Source organism: Halalkalibacter hemicellulosilyticusJCM 9152 (assembly GCF_000513115.1).
Taxonomy (GTDB): domain Bacteria; phylum Bacillota; class Bacilli; order Bacillales; family Bacillaceae_D; genus Halalkalibacter; species Halalkalibacter hemicellulosilyticus.
In genome coordinates this window covers 13,246-33,276 of sequence record NZ_BAUU01000035.1, presented here as the reverse complement: position 1 = coordinate 33,276, position 20,031 = coordinate 13,246, and the positions used below count along the sequence as shown (strand labels likewise).

The 20,031-nt window shown below is 38.5% G+C and carries 19 protein-coding genes and 1 pseudogene; 5 read left to right on the top strand and 15 right to left on the bottom strand.

The genetic code is table 11. The annotated features are described in order from the left end of the window. Positions 1 to 2: 2 nt before the first annotated feature. Both ccpA and JCM9152_RS17860 read right to left on the bottom strand, forming a co-directional pair. Positions 3 to 1,004: a catabolite control protein A gene (ccpA, locus tag JCM9152_RS17865; RefSeq protein WP_035346697.1), complete on the bottom strand. Its 1,002-nt coding sequence runs from the start codon at positions 1,002 to 1,004 to the stop codon at positions 3 to 5. A gap of 293 nt (positions 1,005 to 1,297) precedes the next feature. Continuing rightward, entirely contained in the window at positions 1,298 to 2,374 is a 1,077-nt protein-coding gene (locus tag JCM9152_RS17860) for a bifunctional 3-deoxy-7-phosphoheptulonate synthase/chorismate mutase (RefSeq protein WP_035346696.1), read from the bottom strand. Positions 2,375 to 2,586: 212 nt separating this feature from the next. Here JCM9152_RS17860 and JCM9152_RS24210 point away from each other — a divergent pair, with 212 nt between their 5' ends. After that, positions 2,587 to 3,054, top strand: a complete 468-nt coding sequence (locus tag JCM9152_RS24210) for a cell division protein FtsA (RefSeq protein WP_369384590.1) — start codon at positions 2,587 to 2,589, stop codon at positions 3,052 to 3,054. Further along, positions 3,054 to 4,733, top strand: coding sequence for a cell division FtsA domain-containing protein (locus JCM9152_RS17855; RefSeq protein ID WP_369384589.1), 1,680 nt, complete (start codon positions 3,054 to 3,056; stop codon positions 4,731 to 4,733). Before JCM9152_RS24210 ends, JCM9152_RS17855 begins: the two co-directional genes overlap by 1 nt. Positions 4,734 to 4,834: 101 nt before the next feature. Here the strand turns inward: JCM9152_RS17855 and JCM9152_RS17850 are convergent, their stop codons facing one another. Next, a complete protein-coding gene (locus JCM9152_RS17850) occupies positions 4,835 to 5,266 on the bottom strand; it encodes a YtxH domain-containing protein (protein ID WP_035346695.1) in 432 nt (143 codons plus the stop codon). A gap of 2 nt (positions 5,267 to 5,268) precedes the next feature. Further along, the gene (locus JCM9152_RS17845) at positions 5,269 to 5,700 is read right to left on the bottom strand and encodes a DUF948 domain-containing protein (protein WP_035346694.1); all 432 of its coding nucleotides are present in this window, start codon (positions 5,698 to 5,700) and stop codon (positions 5,269 to 5,271) included. 217 nt (positions 5,701 to 5,917) lie between these two features. Between JCM9152_RS17845 and JCM9152_RS17840 the strand changes: the two genes are divergently transcribed. Then, on the top strand, positions 5,918 to 7,033 hold the full coding sequence (locus JCM9152_RS17840; RefSeq protein WP_035346693.1) for an aminopeptidase: 1,116 nt from the start codon (positions 5,918 to 5,920) through the stop codon (positions 7,031 to 7,033). Positions 7,034 to 7,358: 325 nt separating this feature from the next. Here JCM9152_RS17840 and murC read toward each other — a convergent pair whose 3' ends face one another. The 9 genes and pseudogenes from murC to JCM9152_RS17795 form a co-directional block, all read right to left on the bottom strand. Continuing rightward, entirely contained in the window at positions 7,359 to 8,669 is a 1,311-nt protein-coding gene (gene murC / locus JCM9152_RS17835; RefSeq protein WP_081728105.1) for a UDP-N-acetylmuramate--L-alanine ligase, read from the bottom strand. Between the two features lie 160 nt (positions 8,670 to 8,829). After that, positions 8,830 to 9,924, bottom strand: a pseudogene (locus JCM9152_RS17830) (nicotinate phosphoribosyltransferase). Positions 9,925 to 10,010: 86 nt separating this feature from the next. Continuing rightward, a complete protein-coding gene (locus JCM9152_RS17825) occupies positions 10,011 to 12,200 on the bottom strand; it encodes a DNA translocase FtsK (RefSeq protein ID WP_035346706.1) in 2,190 nt (729 codons plus the stop codon). Positions 12,201 to 12,361: 161 nt separating this feature from the next. Beyond that, positions 12,362 to 13,159, bottom strand: a complete 798-nt coding sequence (locus JCM9152_RS17820) for a DUF1444 domain-containing protein (protein WP_035346691.1) — start codon at positions 13,157 to 13,159, stop codon at positions 12,362 to 12,364. Between the two features lie 298 nt (positions 13,160 to 13,457). Then, positions 13,458 to 13,784: a thioredoxin family protein gene (locus JCM9152_RS17815; protein ID WP_035346690.1), complete on the bottom strand. Its 327-nt coding sequence runs from the start codon at positions 13,782 to 13,784 to the stop codon at positions 13,458 to 13,460. Between the two features lie 14 nt (positions 13,785 to 13,798). Next, positions 13,799 to 14,821, bottom strand: coding sequence for a PTS sugar transporter subunit IIC (locus tag JCM9152_RS17810; RefSeq protein WP_035346689.1), 1,023 nt, complete (start codon positions 14,819 to 14,821; stop codon positions 13,799 to 13,801). An 11-nt stretch (positions 14,822 to 14,832) separates the two neighbouring features. Beyond that, entirely contained in the window at positions 14,833 to 15,438 is a 606-nt protein-coding gene (locus JCM9152_RS17805) for a hypothetical protein (protein ID WP_035346688.1), read from the bottom strand. Positions 15,439 to 15,537: 99 nt separating this feature from the next. After that, positions 15,538 to 16,053, bottom strand: a complete 516-nt coding sequence (locus JCM9152_RS17800; protein WP_035346687.1) for a DUF84 family protein — start codon at positions 16,051 to 16,053, stop codon at positions 15,538 to 15,540. Between the two features lie 23 nt (positions 16,054 to 16,076). Then, a complete protein-coding gene (locus JCM9152_RS17795; RefSeq protein ID WP_035346686.1) occupies positions 16,077 to 17,150 on the bottom strand; it encodes a M42 family metallopeptidase in 1,074 nt (357 codons plus the stop codon). Between the two features lie 160 nt (positions 17,151 to 17,310). Here JCM9152_RS17795 and JCM9152_RS17790 point away from each other — a divergent pair, with 160 nt between their 5' ends. Then, positions 17,311 to 17,619: a hypothetical protein gene (locus JCM9152_RS17790; protein ID WP_035346685.1), complete on the top strand. Its 309-nt coding sequence runs from the start codon at positions 17,311 to 17,313 to the stop codon at positions 17,617 to 17,619. 312 nt (positions 17,620 to 17,931) lie between these two features. Here JCM9152_RS17790 and trmB read toward each other — a convergent pair whose 3' ends face one another. After that, positions 17,932 to 18,576 carry a tRNA (guanosine(46)-N7)-methyltransferase TrmB gene (trmB, locus tag JCM9152_RS17785; RefSeq protein WP_035346684.1) on the bottom strand — a complete coding sequence of 215 codons (645 nt, stop codon included), beginning with the start codon at positions 18,574 to 18,576 and terminating at the stop codon, positions 17,932 to 17,934. A 115-nt stretch (positions 18,577 to 18,691) separates the two neighbouring features. Between trmB and JCM9152_RS17780 the strand changes: the two genes are divergently transcribed. Further along, complete coding sequence (locus tag JCM9152_RS17780) at positions 18,692 to 18,943, top strand: YtzH-like family protein (RefSeq protein WP_035346683.1); 252 nt, start codon at positions 18,692 to 18,694, stop codon at positions 18,941 to 18,943. 151 nt (positions 18,944 to 19,094) lie between these two features. Here the strand turns inward: JCM9152_RS17780 and JCM9152_RS17775 are convergent, their stop codons facing one another. Beyond that, entirely contained in the window at positions 19,095 to 19,889 is a 795-nt protein-coding gene (locus JCM9152_RS17775; RefSeq protein ID WP_035346705.1) for a phosphotransferase family protein, read from the bottom strand. Between the last annotated feature and the right edge of the window lie 142 nt (positions 19,890 to 20,031).

The following is a 20,031-nucleotide window of genomic DNA, read 5'->3' as shown; positions in this document are numbered from 1 at the left end:
ACTTATGATTTTGTCGATTGTCTAAGCTCAATACGATGAGGTAATACGACCGTATGTTCACTCACTTCCTCTTTATTCATATACTTAGTCAATAAACGCATAGAAACTGCGCCTATATCATAAATAGGTTGAACGATGGTCGATAGTGTTGGTCTAATCATTGTTGCAAGTCTTGTGTTGTCAAAACCAATCACTTCAATATCTTCAGGAATGTTCAAACCACGGTCTTGAGCACCATGAATAACACCGAGAGCCATTTCATCAGTCGCAACAAAAATAGCACTTGGCTTTTCACCAGAATCAAGGAATTGGTTCATTGCCTCAATCCCAGAGTCATACGTGTAATCACCAATTTTCACTAAATTTTCGTTAAATGTTAAACCAGCTTCTTCAATAGCTTTACGGTAGCCTGTGAATTTTTGGTATCCATTAACAGGATCATCTAGGGTCCCTGTTACCATACCAATATTTTCATGCCCATTTTCAATCAAATGAGTAATGGCATCAAATGCAGCTTGTTGATAGTCAACATTAACGGATGGCACTTCCAGTTCCTTATCGAATGTAGCAGCTAATACAATTGGAACAGGTGAACGTTTAAACTCTGTTACATGATCTTCTGTTATCTGACTTCCCATAAAGACAATTCCATCTACTTGCTTTTCAAGCAATGTATTAATTAAATGAATTTCCTTTTCTTTATTTTGATCAGAATTACATAGAATAATATTGTACTTATACATCGTTGCAATGTCCTCAATACCTCGCGCTAACTCAGCAAAGAAGATACTTGAAATATCAGGGATAATGACCCCAACAGTCGTTGTTTTCTTGCTCGCTAAACCTCTTGCTACAGCATTAGGACGATATCCTAATCGCTCAATTGCCTCAAGTACCTTTTTTCTTGTCGTTGGTTTTACATTTGGATTACCATTTACAACACGTGATACGGTTGCCATGGATACTCCTGCTTCTCTTGCTACGTCATAAATAGTCGTGTTCACTGTTATCCTCCTTATTTTTCATTCCTAATTATAGTTATCATACGACACTAAGTAGACGTTCGCAATGTCTTATACTACTTATATCGACAAGGAATGAAAATATTTTCATTATATTTTCATTTTTTTTCAATAGTATATCCTTCCATGCGAACAAATTAACGGACCTTTCAAAAAAAAAAATTGAAAGGCAGCACAATAAATAAAATGCCAAAAAGGATTCGTTATCAAGGGCACCAAGTTAAAATTTTTTCAGTGCCCTTTCGATATCCCCTTTGGCATTTATGATGAACCAATTAGCGCTTATACAATCCAGAAGCTTGTAATTCATTTACAAACGTATTAAATTGTTCAATATCCATTTGCTGTGCTGAATCAGAAAGAGCTACAGCTGGATCTGGATGGACTTCAGCCATAACCGCATCTGCCCCAATTGCAAGTGCCGCTTTCGCACATGGAAGTAACAAATCACGACGACCTGTTGAATGCGTTACATCGACTAGTACTGGTAAATGTGTCTCTTGCTTTAAGATTGGTACTGCTGAAATATCAAGGGTATTGCGTGTTGCTGTTTCATACGTACGAATTCCACGCTCACACAGCATCACTTGGCTGTTGCCTTTTGATACAACATATTCTGCTGCATGAATGAATTCTGAAATGGTTCCTGATAACCCTCTCTTAAGTAAAACAGCCTTATCAACTGAACCTACCGCATTTAATAGTTCAAAGTTTTGGGCGTTTCTTGCACCTACTTGAATAACATCAACATAATCTAACGCCATTTCTACATGAGCTGGATTAATAATTTCGCTAATGACAACCATACCTAGCTCATCAGCCACTTTTCTTAAGATTTGCAATCCTTCTTCTCCTAGACCTTGGAAATCATAAGGAGATGTACGAGGCTTGAAAGCTCCTCCACGTAATAACGTAATGCCACGCTCTTTTAATGCCTTAGCAACGGTGTACACTTGCTCGTAGCTTTCTACAGCACAAGGTCCCATAATCAAACGTTGCTCCCCGTCACCAATTGTCTCACCTTTCAAGTTTACAATCGTATTTTCTGGATGCTTTTTACGAGAAACTAGTAATGCTTTACTATTATCTTCTTCTTGTAGCTCAAGGCTAGCTTTGAAAATTTGTTTAAAAATGTGTTGCAATGTCGAAGTCTCAAATGGACCATTATTATTAGCAGCAATATGATCAAGCATACTGCGTTCTCTCACAGGGTCAAAGCGATTGACACCTTGCGTTCCTTTAACTTTTCCGATCTCTTGAACAAGGCGTGCGCGTTCATTAATTAAATCAAGAAGCTTCAGATTCACCTCATCTAATTCTGATCTCAACAAATCTACTTTCTCGTTACTCACTATACTCCACTCTCCCTTTATCTTTGGCTTCTTTTTAGAATTTAACGTTATTATATCGGAAATCGACAAGAATGTCACGATTTATTTCTTTATTAATTAAACGCTTTTAAGCGTTAAAGTGTTATTTATATCTTTTTCCTTACGTTTTCTTGTAATCTCTAGTAAAATATAAGGATATAATCGACAAAATACGGTTGAAGGTGTGGATCTTCATGACAACAAATCAAACAAACTCTCCTCTTTTTGCCTTAGATATAGGTACACGGTCTGTAGTAGGACTATTATTACAACAGGAAGAGGAAACTTTTTCACTACTAGATTCATATACAAAAGAACATGACGAGCGCGCCATGCTTGATGGACAAATTCATGATGTCCCTTCTGTCGCTAGAGTGATTGAAATGATTAAACAGAAACTAGAAGAAAAGCACGGACCACTTAAGAAGGTTTGTGTAGCAGCTGCTGGACGTTCATTGAAAACCATTCGAGCAAAGGTGTCTATTAATATCGACGCAAAGCCCATGCTGACTCGCGATGATTTATTACACCTCGAATTAAGTGCCGTTCAACAAGCACAATACGAACTTGCGAATGAACGGACAGATTCTAGCACTGATTATTATTGTGTCGGCTATTCCGTTTTAGCTATTTACTTGACGATGAACCAATTGGAAGCCTAATGGATCAAACAGGTAAAGAAGCCTCAGTAGAAGTCATTGCAACATTCTTGCCAAAAGTGGTTGTTGAATCTCTTCTCGCGGCCTTATCTCGAACGAATTTAGAACTAGAAGCATTGACGTTGGAGCCAATTGCGGCCATTAATGTGTTGATTCCTCATTCAATGCGTCGTCTAAATGTCGCTTTAGTTGACATTGGGGCAGGTACATCTGATATTGCACTAACAGAAGAAAATACCGTCACTGCTTACGGAATGGTTCCCGTTGCAGGAGACGAAATAACTGAAGCAATTAGCGATCACTTCTTACTCGATTTTCCTGACGCAGAGAGAGTCAAACGCGAACTATCGACTGAAGAAGCTGTAACGATTACAGATATTCTCGGAATGGAAACCGTTCTTACTCGCGATGAAGTCGTCTCACCTATTGAGGATGCGATCCGTCAGTTAGCTCAATCCATTAGTGATGAAATCCTCCGCCTTAACGGGAGATCCCCAAAAGCAGTCATGCTAGTTGGTGGTGGAAGCTTAACACCGAAGCTCCCAGAGTACATTGCATCCATTCTCGGATTACCAACAAATCGAGTTGCTATACGTGGTGCAGATGCGATAAAGCAATTGCAAAAGAATGATCAACAAACATATGGACCAGATCTAGTTACACCGATTGGCATCGCAATAGCTGCCAAAGAGAACCCTATTGAATATATAAGTGTGACGATTAATGATCGCACATTACGATTATTTGATGTCAAAACGTTAACAGTAGGTGATGGACTACTTGCAGCTGGAATCGATATTGCAAAATTGTATGGAAAGCCAGGATTAGCAAAAATGGTGACCATACAAGGGCGACTCATTTCAATACCAGGTGAACATGGGACACCACCTCGTATTTTGAAAAATGGGGAGAGTGCCAGTTTAGATGATTCATTAAAGCCGAATGATTGTCTAACTGTTGAAAAAGGACAGGATGGGAAAGAGGCAACAATGACCATTGCTGAATTAGTAGGTGAAGACCCTACAGTCGTTGTTCATTTAAACGGTGAAAAGCAGGAGCTACTAGCAAAGATTAAACAAAATGGTCACCCTGCATCTTTAGCAAAGCGTGTTGAGGACCGTGATCATATTGTCATTGAACAAGTAACGACCGTTCAAAAATTATTGGAACAGTGTGGACATTCATTACAAGCCTTTCATCCATTCGAAATTGAATTGGATGGTGAAAAGATATCATTTAATAAGCATATTCCTACTATTACCGTAAATGGTAAGGCTGCAGCATTACAATCAATACTGCAGCAATATGATAAGGTAGAGGTTGACTATCCAACAGATGAAAATTGTATCTATACAGTTCAAACGATGATCACTCTTCATCAGTTAGATGCTATGCAACAAATAACCGTTTCCTTTAACCAAAATCAGGTCCAATTAGCTAAACCTTTGCTATCCTTTACGCGAAATGGCCAAAAGCTCTCTTTAGACGATGTGCTTGAAAACGGGGACACAGTCAGAACAGCCATGCAGCAAACTGAACCGTTTATTTTACAAGATATTTTTTCAGTTGTGAATATTGAGCTATCTAGCTTGTCTGGTAAATCATTTTCCATTCTACTTAATAATGAAAAAGCATCCTTCACAAGTGAAATAAAACACGGTGATCATATTGAAATAAAATAATTTTATTAACAACGATTTCAATCGATTCCTATGTTGAGTGAAAACACAAAAAGAGACTACGAATCAACCAACCATTAGTTGACGTAGTCTCTTTTGCACTATTAAGATTTCACTTCGTTTACTTCTTTCTCTACCTTCTCCTTAACGTCTTCCGCCTCTTTTTGAACATGATCTTTGACCTCGCCATGTGCAGACTCAACTGTTTCTTTTAAATCATCTGCAAGCACTTCTCCCGTACTTTGAGCTTGATTGGCAACGTCCTTCACTTTCTCTACTACTTGATTAGATTGCTCTGATACAACCTTTGCAATAGAGGAAGATTTATCCTTCGCATATGAGGCCCATTCACTCCCTTTATCATATGCTGTTGATGTAAATTGACTTGTTTTTTCTTTAGCTAATTGTGCTTGCTCTGATAAATCACTACGTAATTCTTTACCTGATTTAGGAGCAAGAAATAAAGCAGCTGAAGCCCCAACAATTCCTCCAATTAACGTCCCAATTAAAAAATCCTTCGTATTCATGTCACCCATGATTATTCCTCCTTCATATTTGTCGCGTTTTTCTTTTCCTTATATCTAGTATAAAGATCAAGAGCAGCATTGCCCCATTGAATCACTTGAGCAACTTGATCTGACTGCCTATTCGCTTGATTGGAAATCGTCGTTGACATATGACGAATCGTTTGAGTAAATTGTCCAACAGAATCCCCTAGTTCATTGACAGAACTAAAAATAGAATTTATCGAATTCGACTTATCTTGAATATCGTCTGCTAATCGATTCGTTCTCTGGAGGAGTGCTTCCGTTTCTTTCGTAATGCCATTCATTTGAACTTCAATTCCAGCCATAGTATTTGCTACATGCTCCAACGTACGATTAGCTGATTTCAACGTTCGAACTAAATAAATAACAAGTACTGCAAAAGCTATTGCAACAATTAATGCGCTTATGTACAAAATGATCACCTTCGTCTCTCACCTCCTGTACAGTGCATTGTTATAATTTCTAATACCCATAATTGTAACATTCTAAACATGAATCACAACAATAAATTCGAAATCCATGCATTATTTTCCTGTTCATACATATAAATAGAAGTTGTATGATAAATAGTTTGATACACTTTGTAGAAGAAAAATAGTAATATGTTAATAAATCTAACAATAAAAAAAGGAGAATAGTATGAAAGATCCTCGTATTCAACAATTAGCCCATAACCTTGTTACGTATTCCATTAATGTTCAAAAAGGAGAACGTATCCTAATTGAAAACTTTGGCTTACAAAGAGAGCTTGTAACAGCAATCATACGAGAAGTATACAAGGTAGGAGGGCAACCCTTTGTTTTATTAAAAGATTATCAAATAGATCGTTCACTTCTTATGCAAGCAACTGATGAGCAACTGACGTTACAAGCAAGCTTCGAAGCAAATATGATGAGCCATATGGATGGTTATATCGGCTTAAGAGCTGGTGATAATATTTCTGAGCATAGCGATATACCAAGTGAACAATTAGCATTATATAGTCAAACAGTTGGAACAAAAGTCCATCGTGAAATTCGCGTACCGAAAACGAAATGGTGTGTGTTACGTTACCCTAACTCCTCAATGGCTCAACTAGCTAACATGAGCACTGAAGCATTCGAGGATTTTTACTTTAACGTTTGCAGCTTAGATTATCAAAAAATGAGTCGGGCCATGGATTCACTTGTCGAGCTTATGAATGAGACTAATGAAGTATTCATTACAGGACCTGGGACGGAATTACGCTTTTCCATTAAACAAATCCCTGCAATTAAATGTGCTGGAACGTTCAACATTCCAGATGGTGAGGTTTTCACAGCTCCAATTAGAGAATCTGTCAACGGGACAATTACTTATAATACAGCCTCGCCTTACCAAGGGTTCACTTATGAAAACATTTCATTTACATTTAAGAACGGGAAAATTATCGAGGCTCAAGCTAATGACAGTGATCGCATTAATCAATTACTTAATACAGATGAAGGTGCACGTTATATCGGAGAGTTTGCAATCGGTGTAAACCCTTATATCCAACACCCGATGAAAGATATTCTCTTTGATGAAAAGATCGATGGAAGCTTCCATTTTACCCCTGGCCAATGCTATAAACAAGCCTCTAATGGGAATCAATCAGCTATTCATTGGGATATTGTTATGATCCAACGCCCTGAATACGGTGGTGGTGAGATTTATTTTGATGGAGAATTAATTCGAAAAGATGGTCGATTTATTCCAAACTTATTACAACCTTTAAACCCTGAGAATTTAACTTAAAAGAAATTTCCCTTTACAGAAAGCCACTAAAGAAAATGCGACAAAGTCTTTTCTTTAAAGCGTTGTGCGGAGCCGTTACAGTGGGTTTAAGTTTTAATGAAAGTAGCGTTCTTTCAGAAAAACACGTAACGAGCGAAGCCAACGCTCTTCACTGAATGGTTCCCTAGCTTCTTAAGTTCTTCTCACTTCCTTCCTCGAATTTTATCATTTCTTATTCTGTGAAAAAGGCAAATCAACTATTTAAAGGGCATTGCAAAAGTTGAAAATCAAACTTTTGCAATGCCCTCCTTAACAGAACCCTTTTTCAAATCATTATGCTGTTGAGTTATGAATGTTTGGCTCCTAAAGTTTCCTCGTATGCTCTTTGGAATTTCTGAACATCCCCAGCACCCATAAATAATAAAATACTATTTTCATGCTGACGTAAAACTTCGATTGATTCAACTGAAATTAACTGCGCACCTGGAATTAATCGTTGCAAATCCTCAATTGAGAGCGTACTGTTCTGTTCACGTGCAGAACCAAATATATCACAAAGATAAACATAATCAGCAGCATGCAAAGAGTCTGCAAACTCTTGTAAAAACATTTCAGTTCTTGTAAATGTATGAGGCTGAAAAACGGCTACAATATCTTTATTCGGATACTTTTGCCTCGCTGATTCAATGGTTGCAGCAATTTCAGTAGGGTGATGAGCATAGTCATCAACCAACACTTGTGTTCCGACTGCTTTTTCACTAAACCTTCTCTTAACTCCTTGGAATGTTACAATGTGTTCCGCTGTCACTTCGACAGGAACCCCTTCATAGTGACATAGAGCAATAACAGCTAACGTATTTAGAATATGATGATTCCCAAAGCGATGAATCGTAAATTTCCCATACAGATGATTGCGAATATAAACGTCAAAGTGAGTTCCTTCACTAGACGTTTCAACATGACGAGCTTGGAAATCATTTTGTTCACCGAAACCATAATAGACGACTGGAACATTTGCTTGAATGCCTTCTAAGTATTGATCATCACCGCAAGCAACAATCGCTTTCTTTACTTGCTTCGCCATTTCCTGAAAAGCTGAGAACACATCATCTACGTTCTGAAAATAATCAGGATGATCAAAATCGACATTCGTCATAATACAATAATCAGGTTTGTAATGTAAAAAATGCCTTCTATACTCACATGCTTCGAATACGAAGTAACGAGAATCCTCTTCTCCTTTTCCAGTACCATCCCCAATTAAATACGAAGTTGGAAACGCTGCACCTAATACATGAGACAATAAACCTGTCGTAGATGTTTTCCCATGCGATCCGGTAACAGCTATACTAGTAAATTGTTGAATGAAATTCCCTAAAAACTCAGGGTACTTCTGAACATTCAATTCAAGTTCTCGTGCCCTCTTCAGCTCTTCATGGTCTTCACCATAAGCAGCAGACACAACGACCTGTTGTCCTTGTTGAATATTGCTTTCATTAAATGGTAGTAATGCTATCCCTTTTTGTTCGAGAGGCTTTTGTGTAAAAAATGTCTTTTCGACATCAGAACCTTGCACAGAAAGCTTCATATCATGCAGTACCTGTGCCAATGCACTCATACCTGAACCTTTTATTCCAATAAAATGATATGTCATAATTGGACCTCCGTCACTCACATGGTATTGTTGCGCCATGGACGCACTTTACTTCATCCTTCAAATCGACGCGCTTAATAACAAGTCATATACGCTGCACTTCTTTTCATCCAATAGTATATGTAAAAAGTAGCAGAAAAGACCCTTTTCAGCTAATCCTGTCTTAATCAACTAAAGTTAGTCTTGGATTATCCCGAAATCTTCGGCCCGACTTAGCTTCATGTTCCCCACCTATTCGTACATTATCACCAGTAAACCCAATATTAATCTTCAGTAAGCTGCCACCTACTCCATAAATATCGATAGGCACACCAGCCTCCTCGTATTTTCGTATACGGTCAGCATTAAACCCACCAGTAGCAATGATTTTGACGTGCTGAAAGCCTTCTTTATCTAGTGCTTCACGCAACGCAAATAAAAGAGTTGGATTGGCTCCTCGAGGATCAAACGTTCCCATCACTTCTGGATTTCGACAGAAAAATTGGTCAACCATCATAGCAGACGTATCAACCGAACCCCTTTCAGGTCAGCACCAAACTCTCTCGCCACTTTTAACGAGTCCGTAATAACATCATTATTATAATCAACAAGTGCCATTAGGTCATCTTCAGGATACGTTTCTTTATAGGCTCTCGTTGCCTCAACAATGTCTCCTTCAAAAAGCTGTATAAGAGCATGTGGCATCGTCCCCATCCCTTTTTCCCACCACTTCATTCATCGCATGAGTCGCTTGAGCTTTTGACCCGCCAATAAACGCTGCATAACCGTCGCCTGCTTGTTGTGTAAAATGATCATCACGATCTCCCATAAAAATGACCGGCTTTTGAAAGCCTGACTTACGAGCGGCCTTAACAACATTATAAACATTCGTTGCCACAGATGTCCTTCTCGCAAATATTCCGTCAATGATTCCTTCTAAATAACCAAAATCCTCATAGTTACCAGTAATAGTGAACACTGTTTCATAAGGCTTTATTTTATCGCCATCTTCTAAAGATCGAAGTTCTAATTGCTCTGGATTATTCGCAAACGTTTTAATCAATGCAATCACTTCATCTGTTCCACAAAGAACAGCATGTTCCTTTTGAAAAAACTGCATCGTGACAGCACGACCAGGGCGATATTTTTTCACAATTTCTCGTGTTTTCAAGAAATAGACGGCAGAAAACCAACCATCCTTTATACGCTCATCAAATTTAAACGTTTCATTCGTTAACCGTTTAATTTCTCCATTTAGTTTAAGTGTGATTTCTTTCATAAGACTGAGCTCCTTGTTATTCCTCGACTATTCTTCATATCTATATATCATATAGAACCTTGATCGTGAAAACAAGTTTAAAATAATTATGTCGATTCATGATATAAGACCTCTTCTAATTGAATCGAATCCACAAGGATATGACGTGGTTTACTACCCATTGCTTCAGATATAATACCAGCATCCTCCATCATATCAATTAACCTCGCTGCTCTGTTGTAGCCAATTCGATACCTCCGTTGTAGACTTGAAGCCGAAGCACCACCTTGTTCGACTACATAATGGCATGCTTCTTCAAATAACTCATCATCTACATCGTCTGTTTTTGCTACTTTCATTAATTGTTCTTGTTCAAGTAAATACTCTGGCTGGCGTTGCTTTTTTACAAATGATACAACCTCTTCGATTTCTTCATCAGACACAAATGTTCCTTGTACACGAATCGACTTCGGTGAGCCATTTTCGTAGAAAAGCATATCTCCTCGACCTAATAAGCGTTCTGCACCACCAGAATCTAAAATCGTTCTTGAATCAGTTTGACTCGATACTGAAAAAGCAATTCGTGTAGGGATATTCGCTTTAATAAGACCTGTAATGACATCAACAGACGGTCTCTGTGTTGCAAGCAATAAATGAATCCCACATGCTCTCGCTTTTTGCGCAATACGACAAATGGAGTCTTCTACATCCTGTGGTGAAACCATCATTAAATCAGCAAGTTCATCAATAACAACCAACATATACGGTAGTGCCGGCTTATCAGCTGATTCAGAGTATAAGTCATTATACCTCTTCACGTCTCGTACACCATATTGACTAAAGAGTTCGTATCTCCGTTCCATTTCCTCGACAACCCATTTCAATGCAATCGTTGCTTGTTTCGCATCCGTTATGACTGGTGTTACGAGATGAGGTAATTCATTGTATGGAGCTAACTCGACCATCTTCGGGTCAATGAGCATAAGCTTGACTTCATCAGGAGTCGCTTTATATAAAAGGCTAATTAATATTGAATTGATACAAACACTTTTCCCCGACCCTGTGGCACCCGCCACTAAGCCATGAGGCATTTTTTGCAAATCGGTCATAATCGGTTGCCCTGAAATATCGAGACCAAGCGCAACCGTTAATGGTGAGCTTTCTCTAATAAATAAATCTCTTCGCAACAATTCCCTTAAAAAAACCGGAGCTGATTGCTGATTGGGAACTTCGATTCCGATCGTGTTTTTCCCTGGTATCGGAGCCTCAATTCGAATGTCTTTTGCAGACAGAGCTAGCTTCATATCATCGTTAAGTCCTGTTACCTTCGTCACCTTCACACCTTTTCCTGGTTGAATTTCAAACCGTGTCACAGAAGGACCCTGTGTGACATGAACAACCTTTGCTTCAACATTGAAGCTATGTAGCGTCTCTTCTAAAATGGACGCCTGCTGATGCAGCCAATCTTGATTATCCGTTTGCTTCTTCTCAGGGAAGCGCAAGAGTTGGATCGAAGGAAAGGTATACGTGGTCGTGCCTTCCTCTTTACTTTCCTTCTCCTCTACTTTGTTATTTGACACTCTATCTTTTGGTAACATCATAACATTATAAGGAACTGTTTGTTCTTCTTGCTCTTGATTTGTTTTTGCAACCTTTTGCCGCTCAAGCTTGCGACGCATTCGTTCTTGACGATTGCTACTACTTCCTTCATCTCCCATACGACCTGCTGCTAATGTTAATTCATCTTTTACTTGCTCATGATCAACAGTAGATTCTTCTTTAACTGCTATTCCCTCATGAACAAAATCATCAGCTGACTCATTCATTTTTTCACGTTTAACAGGCTCCTGTTTCGTAGCAATTGACTCAACTCGTTTCTCGCGTTTTCGAGAGAGTAAGTCGTTCGTTTCTATTCTTTGTTCAGTATGTTCTAATTCAATGTTCTCAATGTTCGGTTCCATTTTATTTTGCTCAACAGATTTCTGTTGCTCCTTATAGCCGTATACAGGAGATGGTGTGATCGTCCATTTATAATCATTTTTTGGAGTCGGTGTTTCACGAGCTTCATAAGGAACAAAAGGTTCTTTTTGATCAACGGTTTCGGATTGTTTTCGCTCTTCATCCTCAATAACAGGAAAGCGGAACTTCCCCTTTCTAGGATAATTGTACATCACCCTAGCATGAGCATTTGATTGCTCAGTTGAATAATGATACGTACGACGCTCCTGTTCTTCTTCTGTAATCTGCTCTTTTTCATCCAATAATTGTTTTATTTTTCTAACCCAGTGACGTAACATCCCCACTTTGTTCACCACTTTCTTTCAATGACATGTAAGAAGAGTTGCTCTTTAAATGAGAACAACTCCTCTCTTCTATTCAGACCAACTTTATCATTAGACTTATATTTTGTTTCTTATTATATCATGTTCAAATGATCCTGTTCCGATTTTTTTTAAAATCATGACTTTGGTTTACGTTGCGCTAAAATAAATGTAGGTTCTAACTCACCATCTTCATACATAAATGGTAATGCTGTTACAGGGACACGTCCTTCGCCAAAGAATTGCAAAGCCATTTGTGCTAATACATCATATCCTCTTTCGTTTACTAAATCAGCAAAAACAAGCACATCTTGATGTGGTATCGAAATGCCTAGCTGTCCTACCGCTTGACGATTCATTTTCTCTAATAACGATTGGTCAAGGACTCTGCTTGCATCATAACCATCCTTCGCACGCAGAAAATAAAACTTATTTCCTGCCACCTCGTCCTCTTTCAAAGGCTGAGGTAATGAGCGAAGGTTAAACGCCGCCATTTCTCTAATCTTTGTCTTCGTCCATGATGTTTGCTCAAGTAGTTGCTCATGAATAAGAGTATAAGACTCTCCTAAATCAATAACATAGTAAATTCTTGTCTCTGCTGTATGCTCGTCGAATAAAAGCGCTTGCCCTTCTTTTGTCTCAGTAGGGAAAGATGTCGCACGAATAATAGGGTAGATGTTGCTCTCATTCCCATCGAGCATAGGCTTTGTTCGCATTGATTCAAGCCCAACTTCTACATATCTTACGACCTCATCAATAGAATCGAATTCCTTCCGTTCCCACTTTGCTAACAATGGCTTCAGAGCTAAAGTGACCCCTTTTTTAATTTCTTTATCTTCAATTCGTAATGTTGCTTCTTTATGATCATAAAAAAGAGTCCATCCGTCTTTGTCTAACATTTGTTCAATCTTTTTACGGAATTCTCTCATTTCCATTTCCCATCACTCCTACTATACCTTGAATTCTTATTCAATCATTTTTTAAACAGAATCGCAACCGACTTTCTTCTTAATATAAGTGAAACAACGCAGCACCCTTTTCTTAAATGCGTCGTGTAGTCGTTACAACGGTTTTAGATTAGTTGAAAGTACTCTTTGTGTAACGTAAAAGCAGGCGTCACCATTGAATTCACTAAAGGATTTTATCCATTCTTAACTTGTTCGAAAAAACGTGTAATGGTTTATTTGATAAAAAGAAGGTCACTCTTATTTCATCACGAGTGACCTTCTTAACTCAACCAATATGCGCTTCTGCTTTCGTTAAAAATTCAACAATTTCTTCCTCGCTTTTACGTTCCTTGCTAACAAAGCGCTCGACTTCTTTTCCATCCACATATGCAAGAAAGCTCGGAATCCCTAATATGTCTAATTCTTGACACAAGTCAATACATTCATCACGATCAACATAATAAAACGTGAAGCTCGGGAAATCTGCCTCAATTCGTGGCAATAAAGGTTCAATCACCTTACAATCCGGGCACCAATCTGCTGAAAAGACAAATACAGCTGACTCCTTAGTTGATAGTTCCTTAAACTGTTCTATTGATTTAATTGATTCCATCTCTTTTTCTCTCCTTATTGGTCAATTTTCATATCACCAAAACGAATAAGTCCCTTCTTCCTCATCCATTCTGACACAAGCAAACTGATAATAGCTGGTCCGATAAAATGAAGCAACCCGATCGCAACGATTACATTGATTGATAAGCCCATATCGGAAATTGTTAAAATTGGGCCAACTAATCCACTTGTCCCCATACCGGCACCAGCTGCACTGTTTGACATTTGAAACATAACAGTTGCAAAAGGAGCTAAGATCGCTCCTGCAATAACAGGTGGTATAAGAATAAGTGGGTTCTTCATCACGTTCGGTACTTGTAGCATTGATGTTCCGATGCCTAAAGCGACCAAACCAGACCAACGATTCTCACGATAGCTACTTACAGCAAATCCAATCATTTGAGCTGCGCAGCCGACTGTCGCTGCTCCAGCAGCCATTCCATCTAACTCAAGCATGATGGCTAATGCTGCACTCGAAATCGGTGCTGTTAATGCTAACCCCATTAATGTAGCAACAATAATTCCTAATAATATTGGTTGTTGTTCGGTTCCCCATTTTATCAGCTCTCCAAATTGAGTTAATGCCAATTGAATCCAAGGTCCAATAAAATAAGCTGTAAGAAACCCTGATACAATTGTAACAAAAGGTGTTACAATAATATCGATTTTTGTCTCTTGGGAAACGAGCTTTCCAATCTCTACTGACATTACAGCAGCGATAAAGCTTCCTGCTGGTCCAGCAAGCTCAGCCCCAGCAGCTCCAGTAATAACAGCAGCAAATACGACTAACCTCGGTGCTTTTAGACCATAAGCAACAGCCACCCCAATCGCTGGACCCATTAAGCCCATTGCTAAATCTCCCATATCGACTAACAATGAAAATGCTGGAATATACGGTTCAATATTCTCTCCAGCCGTTTTCATAATCAGACCAATAATAAGAGAGGCAAACAAGCCTAATGCCATATAGCTAAGACCTGTAATAAAATATGTTCGCCATGAACATTCGATCCCTTTTCTTTTTAAGAACGACCTCACGCATGCTCCTCCTATGACGATTCTTCATCAACTAATCGATAAGAATGAATCATTTTTGTCATTAGCTCAATATCTTCTACTAACTCCTCATAAGTGGTAAGCGTAGATACTTTTGCTCCACCTATCGTAACCGAAACAAATAGCTGTTCTTCTTGCTGTAATTCTTCATCACTTTCTATTTCTTGCACATTTTCCTCAACCTCATCCACTACATCAGCGTCATTCTTAATGACTAGGAAGGAAAGGTAATCATCTGTTTCAACAACCTCAAAGATAATTGCATCTTCTTCTAACTCTCTATCACGTTCTAGGTGAAAGGAGCTCGTCTTAGGCTCTGCTGGATAATGAAATAGTAAGTAAAGTTGATCACCTTGTTGATCCTCAATCAACATATTAAAAGGTGAACTTTCAGATACAACTAAATGATTTGGTAAATACAATTCAACGCCTTCTTCTTCCATGTTCGTCTCATTAGGTTCTTGTTGGATAAGATCCATATACGTCTCATAGCCTAACTCAATCGTTTCTTCGTCTGATACTGAACACCCTATAATCAACATTGATCCAAAAAGCAAAAAAATAATTCCAACTCGAGTCAACCACCGGTTCACTTTCAAAATAAGGACACTCCTTTAAAAGAACTTAAAGATTCCTTCTTTATCATACCTTTATCCTATAAGGCTGACAAGAACCGTTTACAGCTAACATGACAGGATTTAATGTTTTTCGCTCAACAAGTATTGACCATAAAGGAGTTTTACAATATGAGAAAACATTTCTTTTCGATCAACAAGTCCATGACTAAATACGCCAATAGCACCTTGTTTTTTTCGAACTTCCCGGTCACCGACATACTCCGCCATAACATTCCCAAGCTCCTGACCAGAACGAAGTTGATTCGATATGTCTTCTGGGAGAGGAATTCGAGCCCCTCCAGCCATCCATTCTCTTCCATCCTGATGAAGAAGCGCTCCCCAATTACATAGCATTAGACCGAAATGAGTCTCAATGACTCCACCTTCTAATCCAAAGGCCATTGTTGAAGCACTCAATTGTAGAAGAGCATTCTTTGCGCGGTTTCGTGCACCTTGAATCGTCTCTTCGTCAGAAAAAGGTTGTGAGTCCACACTTGATTTAGCATCTACTGGAATAAAGCGGATTTCCTCTTGAATAAGAGTAGCTTGAACAGCATGAACCTTTGCCGGATTTTTGGATCCAATTGCAATAATCATCTCATTCCTCCTTCATCCCAATGTTATACACTCTCTTGAATGGATCGGATTGTCGTATTATCTGTTGCTTTCACTAATTTCATTAGCAGTTCCTTTGCAGCAGCATAATCATCGACATGAATAATAGAAGCTGATGTATGAATATACCTTGCACAAATACCAATGACAGCTGATGGTACACCTTCACCTGTCACATGAACTCGTCCAGCATCTGTTCCACCTTGAGAAATGAAATATTGATATGGAATATCATGTGATTCAGCTGTATCCAAAATAAATTCTCTCATCCCGCTGTGCGTAATCATCGAACGGTCAAAAATACGCAATAGCGCTCCCTTGCCTAGTTGACCAAACGCATCCTTACCGCCAGTCGCATCATTGGCTGGACTTGCATCTAATGCATAAAAAATATCAGGTTTTATCATATTTGCAGCAGTAGCAGCTCCTCTTAATCCAACCTCTTCTTGAACAGTTGCTCCAGAAAAAAGAATATTAGGGATTTTTTCATCCTTTAATTCCTTTAGCAATTCTATGGCAAGCCCAACGCCATAACGATTGTCCCAAGCTTTAGCAAGAAGCTTCTTAGGATTAGACATTTTAGTAAATGGACAGACTGGTACAATTTGTTGGCCTGGCTTAATTCCAATCTTAACAGCATCATCCTGGTCATCTGCCCCAATATCAATATACATATGCTTTATTGCCATAGGCTTTTTTCTCTGTGCTTCGTCCAATAAATGAGGTGGAGTTGAACCGATAACTCCAATCACGGGTCCTTCTGCCGTTATGATTTGAACACGTTGAGCAAGTAAAACCTGACTCCACCATCCACCTAACGTTTGAAATCGAATGAGTCCATTTTTACTTATAGATGTTACCATAAACCCAACTTCATCCATATGTCCAGCTACCATTACATTTGGGCCTGACTCATCACCACGTTTCACCCCGAAGATACTTCCTAATCGATCTTGAATAATTTCTTCTGTATAATTCTCCAATTGCGTTCGAACATAATGGCGCACCGAATGTTCGAATCCTGGAGCACCTTGTAATTCTGTTAACGTTTGAAACATCGACAATGTATTTGAGTTCATACCTATCTCCTTTCTCTTTCCACTCACTTCTATTCATTTTAGCTAACTTTTAAAAAGGATGCTACTTTGATTGCTCAGCTTGGTCAAATAACTTTTTTTATGTATACTACAATTGAACAAAAGGAAGAACTGGACTCAATGAGAAGAAAGGAAGAAGAAAATGACCATAAAACGCTTTTTACTTGGATTAGGTGTAGGGGTGTCAATAGGAATATGGCTTCAAAATAAAAAAGGACCTCAAAATATAACACCTGAAACCGCATTAAAAAAAGTCAAAAAAGCGATGCAACCAACGCATCACATTTCCGGCTCATGGATTCATATGGTTCCTGAAACAGTTACTCGTCAATCAATTGACTATCATGTCTACCGTGGTGGAATCTCGACAGCTACCGATACTGGAACTGTTCAATATGAATTTCTTGTTGCTACGAACAGTGGCACAATCATCGAGTTGAAGCCATTGTAACCTGAATGTTCCTTAGAGACTGGGACAAAGGTATTTTTCATAAGTGAGATACCGAACAAATCTAGAGTGGAGCACATTCACCACTCCTGAAATATACTTCGCTTTCCGCGGGAAGCTGGTGAGCCTCCTCGTGCTACGCACTTCGGGGTCTCACCTCTGCTTTTCATCCCGCAGGAGTCTACGTATATTTCATCCACTACGTTATCTAAATGTTCGGAATCTCAGCTAAACACTTTTGTTTTGTCCCAGACTCATAATAATAACATCTTTAAATTCAACTAAACGAATGACACCGATAGATGTTTTTTCTACTTATTTTTCTTTAAAAGAAGCTTCACAGCGATAAATTCGCATTCCTTTTTTTGAAAATTTCTCTTCATATTCCGTCATGATATTTCCTTCAAACTGACTTTTATGTAGATTAAGACTAACATTTTTAATAATTAATCCAAATCTTGAGAAGCTTTCCAACGAATACTCAAACAAACCTTGATTGTCTGTTTTAAAATGAATTTCACCATCACTCTTTAACAATTGCTCGTATAAGGCGAGAAAATCCTTGTAAGTTAATCTTCTCTTTTCATGTCGGTTCTTTGGCCAAGGATCGGTAAAATTAATGTACACTCTGCTTAAATCATCCGTTTCGAAGAATTGTAGCAAATCAATAACATCCTCATTTAAAAATCTCAGATTAGGAAGCTTTAATGATTTTGCTCGCTCTAAAGCCGTTAATAGTACAGTCTCGTATTTTTCAATTCCAATAAAGTTTACATTTGGATACTGCTGAGCCATCCCGGTTAAAAATTGCCCTTTTCCTGTGCCAACTTCAATGTGAATTGGATGACAATTCCCAAAAAGCTCTTGCCACTTCCCTTTGTGCAAATCAGGTCGTTGAACCACTATTTCAGGATATTTGGCTAATTCTTCTTTCGCCCACGGTTTATTTCTTAATCTCATCTGTGCACACTCCTTAACGTGAAAATAACTAGATAAGTATATATTGTTTACATTCGGTTACGATAACAATGAACATTTTTACGTCATTCATAAGATTGAAAGGAGTCTTTATAACATGCCGATCACGTCACAAACGAAGCTTCAATTATTAAAAGACCTCTTGCAAAACCAGGCGAATGAACATTATATGACAACTGATGAGGCAGCTCAAATTGAACGGCTAGTGTCTAGCCTTTCAAATGATACTTCCTTAGAACCAGAACTACGTGCGACGCTTTCATCAATTAAACAGCTCCACACCCTTAATCACCAGCCCTTTCCTGACGAAGAGGTTAGTCAATGGATGAACTCGCTAAACATCGAATAGTCTACTCTCCATTCCCCCGGAAATAAGGTAGTAAAAATCAGTCGTTGTTATTTGTTCACGTGGTTCTTAAAGAATGATTTAAATGAACAACCACTACTAATTAGAGGGTGCCTTAAAAGGTTCAAAACCATTTAAAGCACCCTCGCTATATTTAACTTAGTAATAAACTGTTTAAATATCCCTTCAACTGTTCCACTTCATTTAATTGCTCACGTTCATAATGCCAAATCAGTACAGAAATGGATTGCGATACAACATACCAGTGCATTCTCTCACGCAAAGATTGATCTAACACCATTCCATATTGCTCTAGCCAAACGGTCCAATCTGATTCAGCAATATAAGAATAAAGTAACAAGCCTAAGTCAATGGCTGGATCTGCTACTTTAGCTCCATCCCAATCAATCAAATACAAATGCTCCTCTTCATCAATCATCCAATTATTATGATTAATATCACAATGACATACGACATAATGATGAAAACGAACAGCTTCTAATTTATCAATTAGATACGTCATTGCTTGTTCAATTGTAGGATCTTCGAGGTGATGGGCTTGTAATTGTAATCGTAAATTTTCTACTATACGATAAGGAGTTAACGGTTCATTTCCAATTCGTTTAAACATATCGAGTAATTCACTAGAATTATGAATTTTTGCTAAAAGTGTTGCGACCCTATTTTCTTTCATTTCATAGGCTTTTAATTCTCGCCCACTTAACCAGCGCTGCGCTGTTACAACATCACCATTTTCAAGCCTTCTCGTCCATAGCAACTTCGGAACAATACCTTCTGCCGAAAGAACAGCTAAAAATGGGGACGAGTTCCGCTTTAAAAAAACGGTTTGCTCACCTTGTTGAGCAATATATGCTTCTCCTGTCACTCCTCCGGCCGGCAATACCTTCCAGCCATCACCTAATAATTGTTCCACCCGATTCACCCTCATTTTCATTCACTGTCTTTTCCTATATGAGATCGAAGCCGAACGCTACATCGCTATCTTTCCTTCAAGTAAAATCATCAGTATTCTACTAAGAAAAGGCTTGAGCTCACGTTAATCGGTTATTTTAATAAAATGATCATCACAA

Coding starts and splice junctions, on each gene's coding strand:
- JCM9152_RS17795 (WP_035346686.1), bottom strand. CDS start 17,150: ATGAACTCAAATACATTGTCGATGTTTCAAACGTTAACAGAATTACAA.
- JCM9152_RS17840 (WP_035346693.1), top strand. CDS start 5,918: ATGAAAGATCCTCGTATTCAACAATTAGCCCATAACCTTGTTACGTAT.
- JCM9152_RS17825 (WP_035346706.1), bottom strand. CDS start 12,200: ATGTTACGTCACTGGGTTAGAAAAATAAAACAATTATTGGATGAAAAA.
- JCM9152_RS17850 (WP_035346695.1), bottom strand. CDS start 5,266: ATGGGTGACATGAATACGAAGGATTTTTTAATTGGGACGTTAATTGGA.
- JCM9152_RS17780 (WP_035346683.1), top strand. CDS start 18,692: ATGCCGATCACGTCACAAACGAAGCTTCAATTATTAAAAGACCTCTTG.
- JCM9152_RS17820 (WP_035346691.1), bottom strand. CDS start 13,159: ATGGAAATGAGAGAATTCCGTAAAAAGATTGAACAAATGTTAGACAAA.
- JCM9152_RS17815 (WP_035346690.1), bottom strand. CDS start 13,784: ATGGAATCAATTAAATCAATAGAACAGTTTAAGGAACTATCAACTAAG.
- JCM9152_RS17800 (WP_035346687.1), bottom strand. CDS start 16,053: ATGATTATTGCAATTGGATCCAAAAATCCGGCAAAGGTTCATGCTGTT.
- JCM9152_RS17855 (WP_369384589.1), top strand. CDS start 3,054: ATGGATCAAACAGGTAAAGAAGCCTCAGTAGAAGTCATTGCAACATTC.
- trmB (WP_035346684.1), bottom strand. CDS start 18,576: ATGAGATTAAGAAATAAACCGTGGGCGAAAGAAGAATTAGCCAAATAT.
- JCM9152_RS24210 (WP_369384590.1), top strand. CDS start 2,587: ATGACAACAAATCAAACAAACTCTCCTCTTTTTGCCTTAGATATAGGT.
- JCM9152_RS17790 (WP_035346685.1), top strand. CDS start 17,311: ATGACCATAAAACGCTTTTTACTTGGATTAGGTGTAGGGGTGTCAATA.
- JCM9152_RS17775 (WP_035346705.1), bottom strand. CDS start 19,889: ATGAGGGTGAATCGGGTGGAACAATTATTAGGTGATGGCTGGAAGGTA.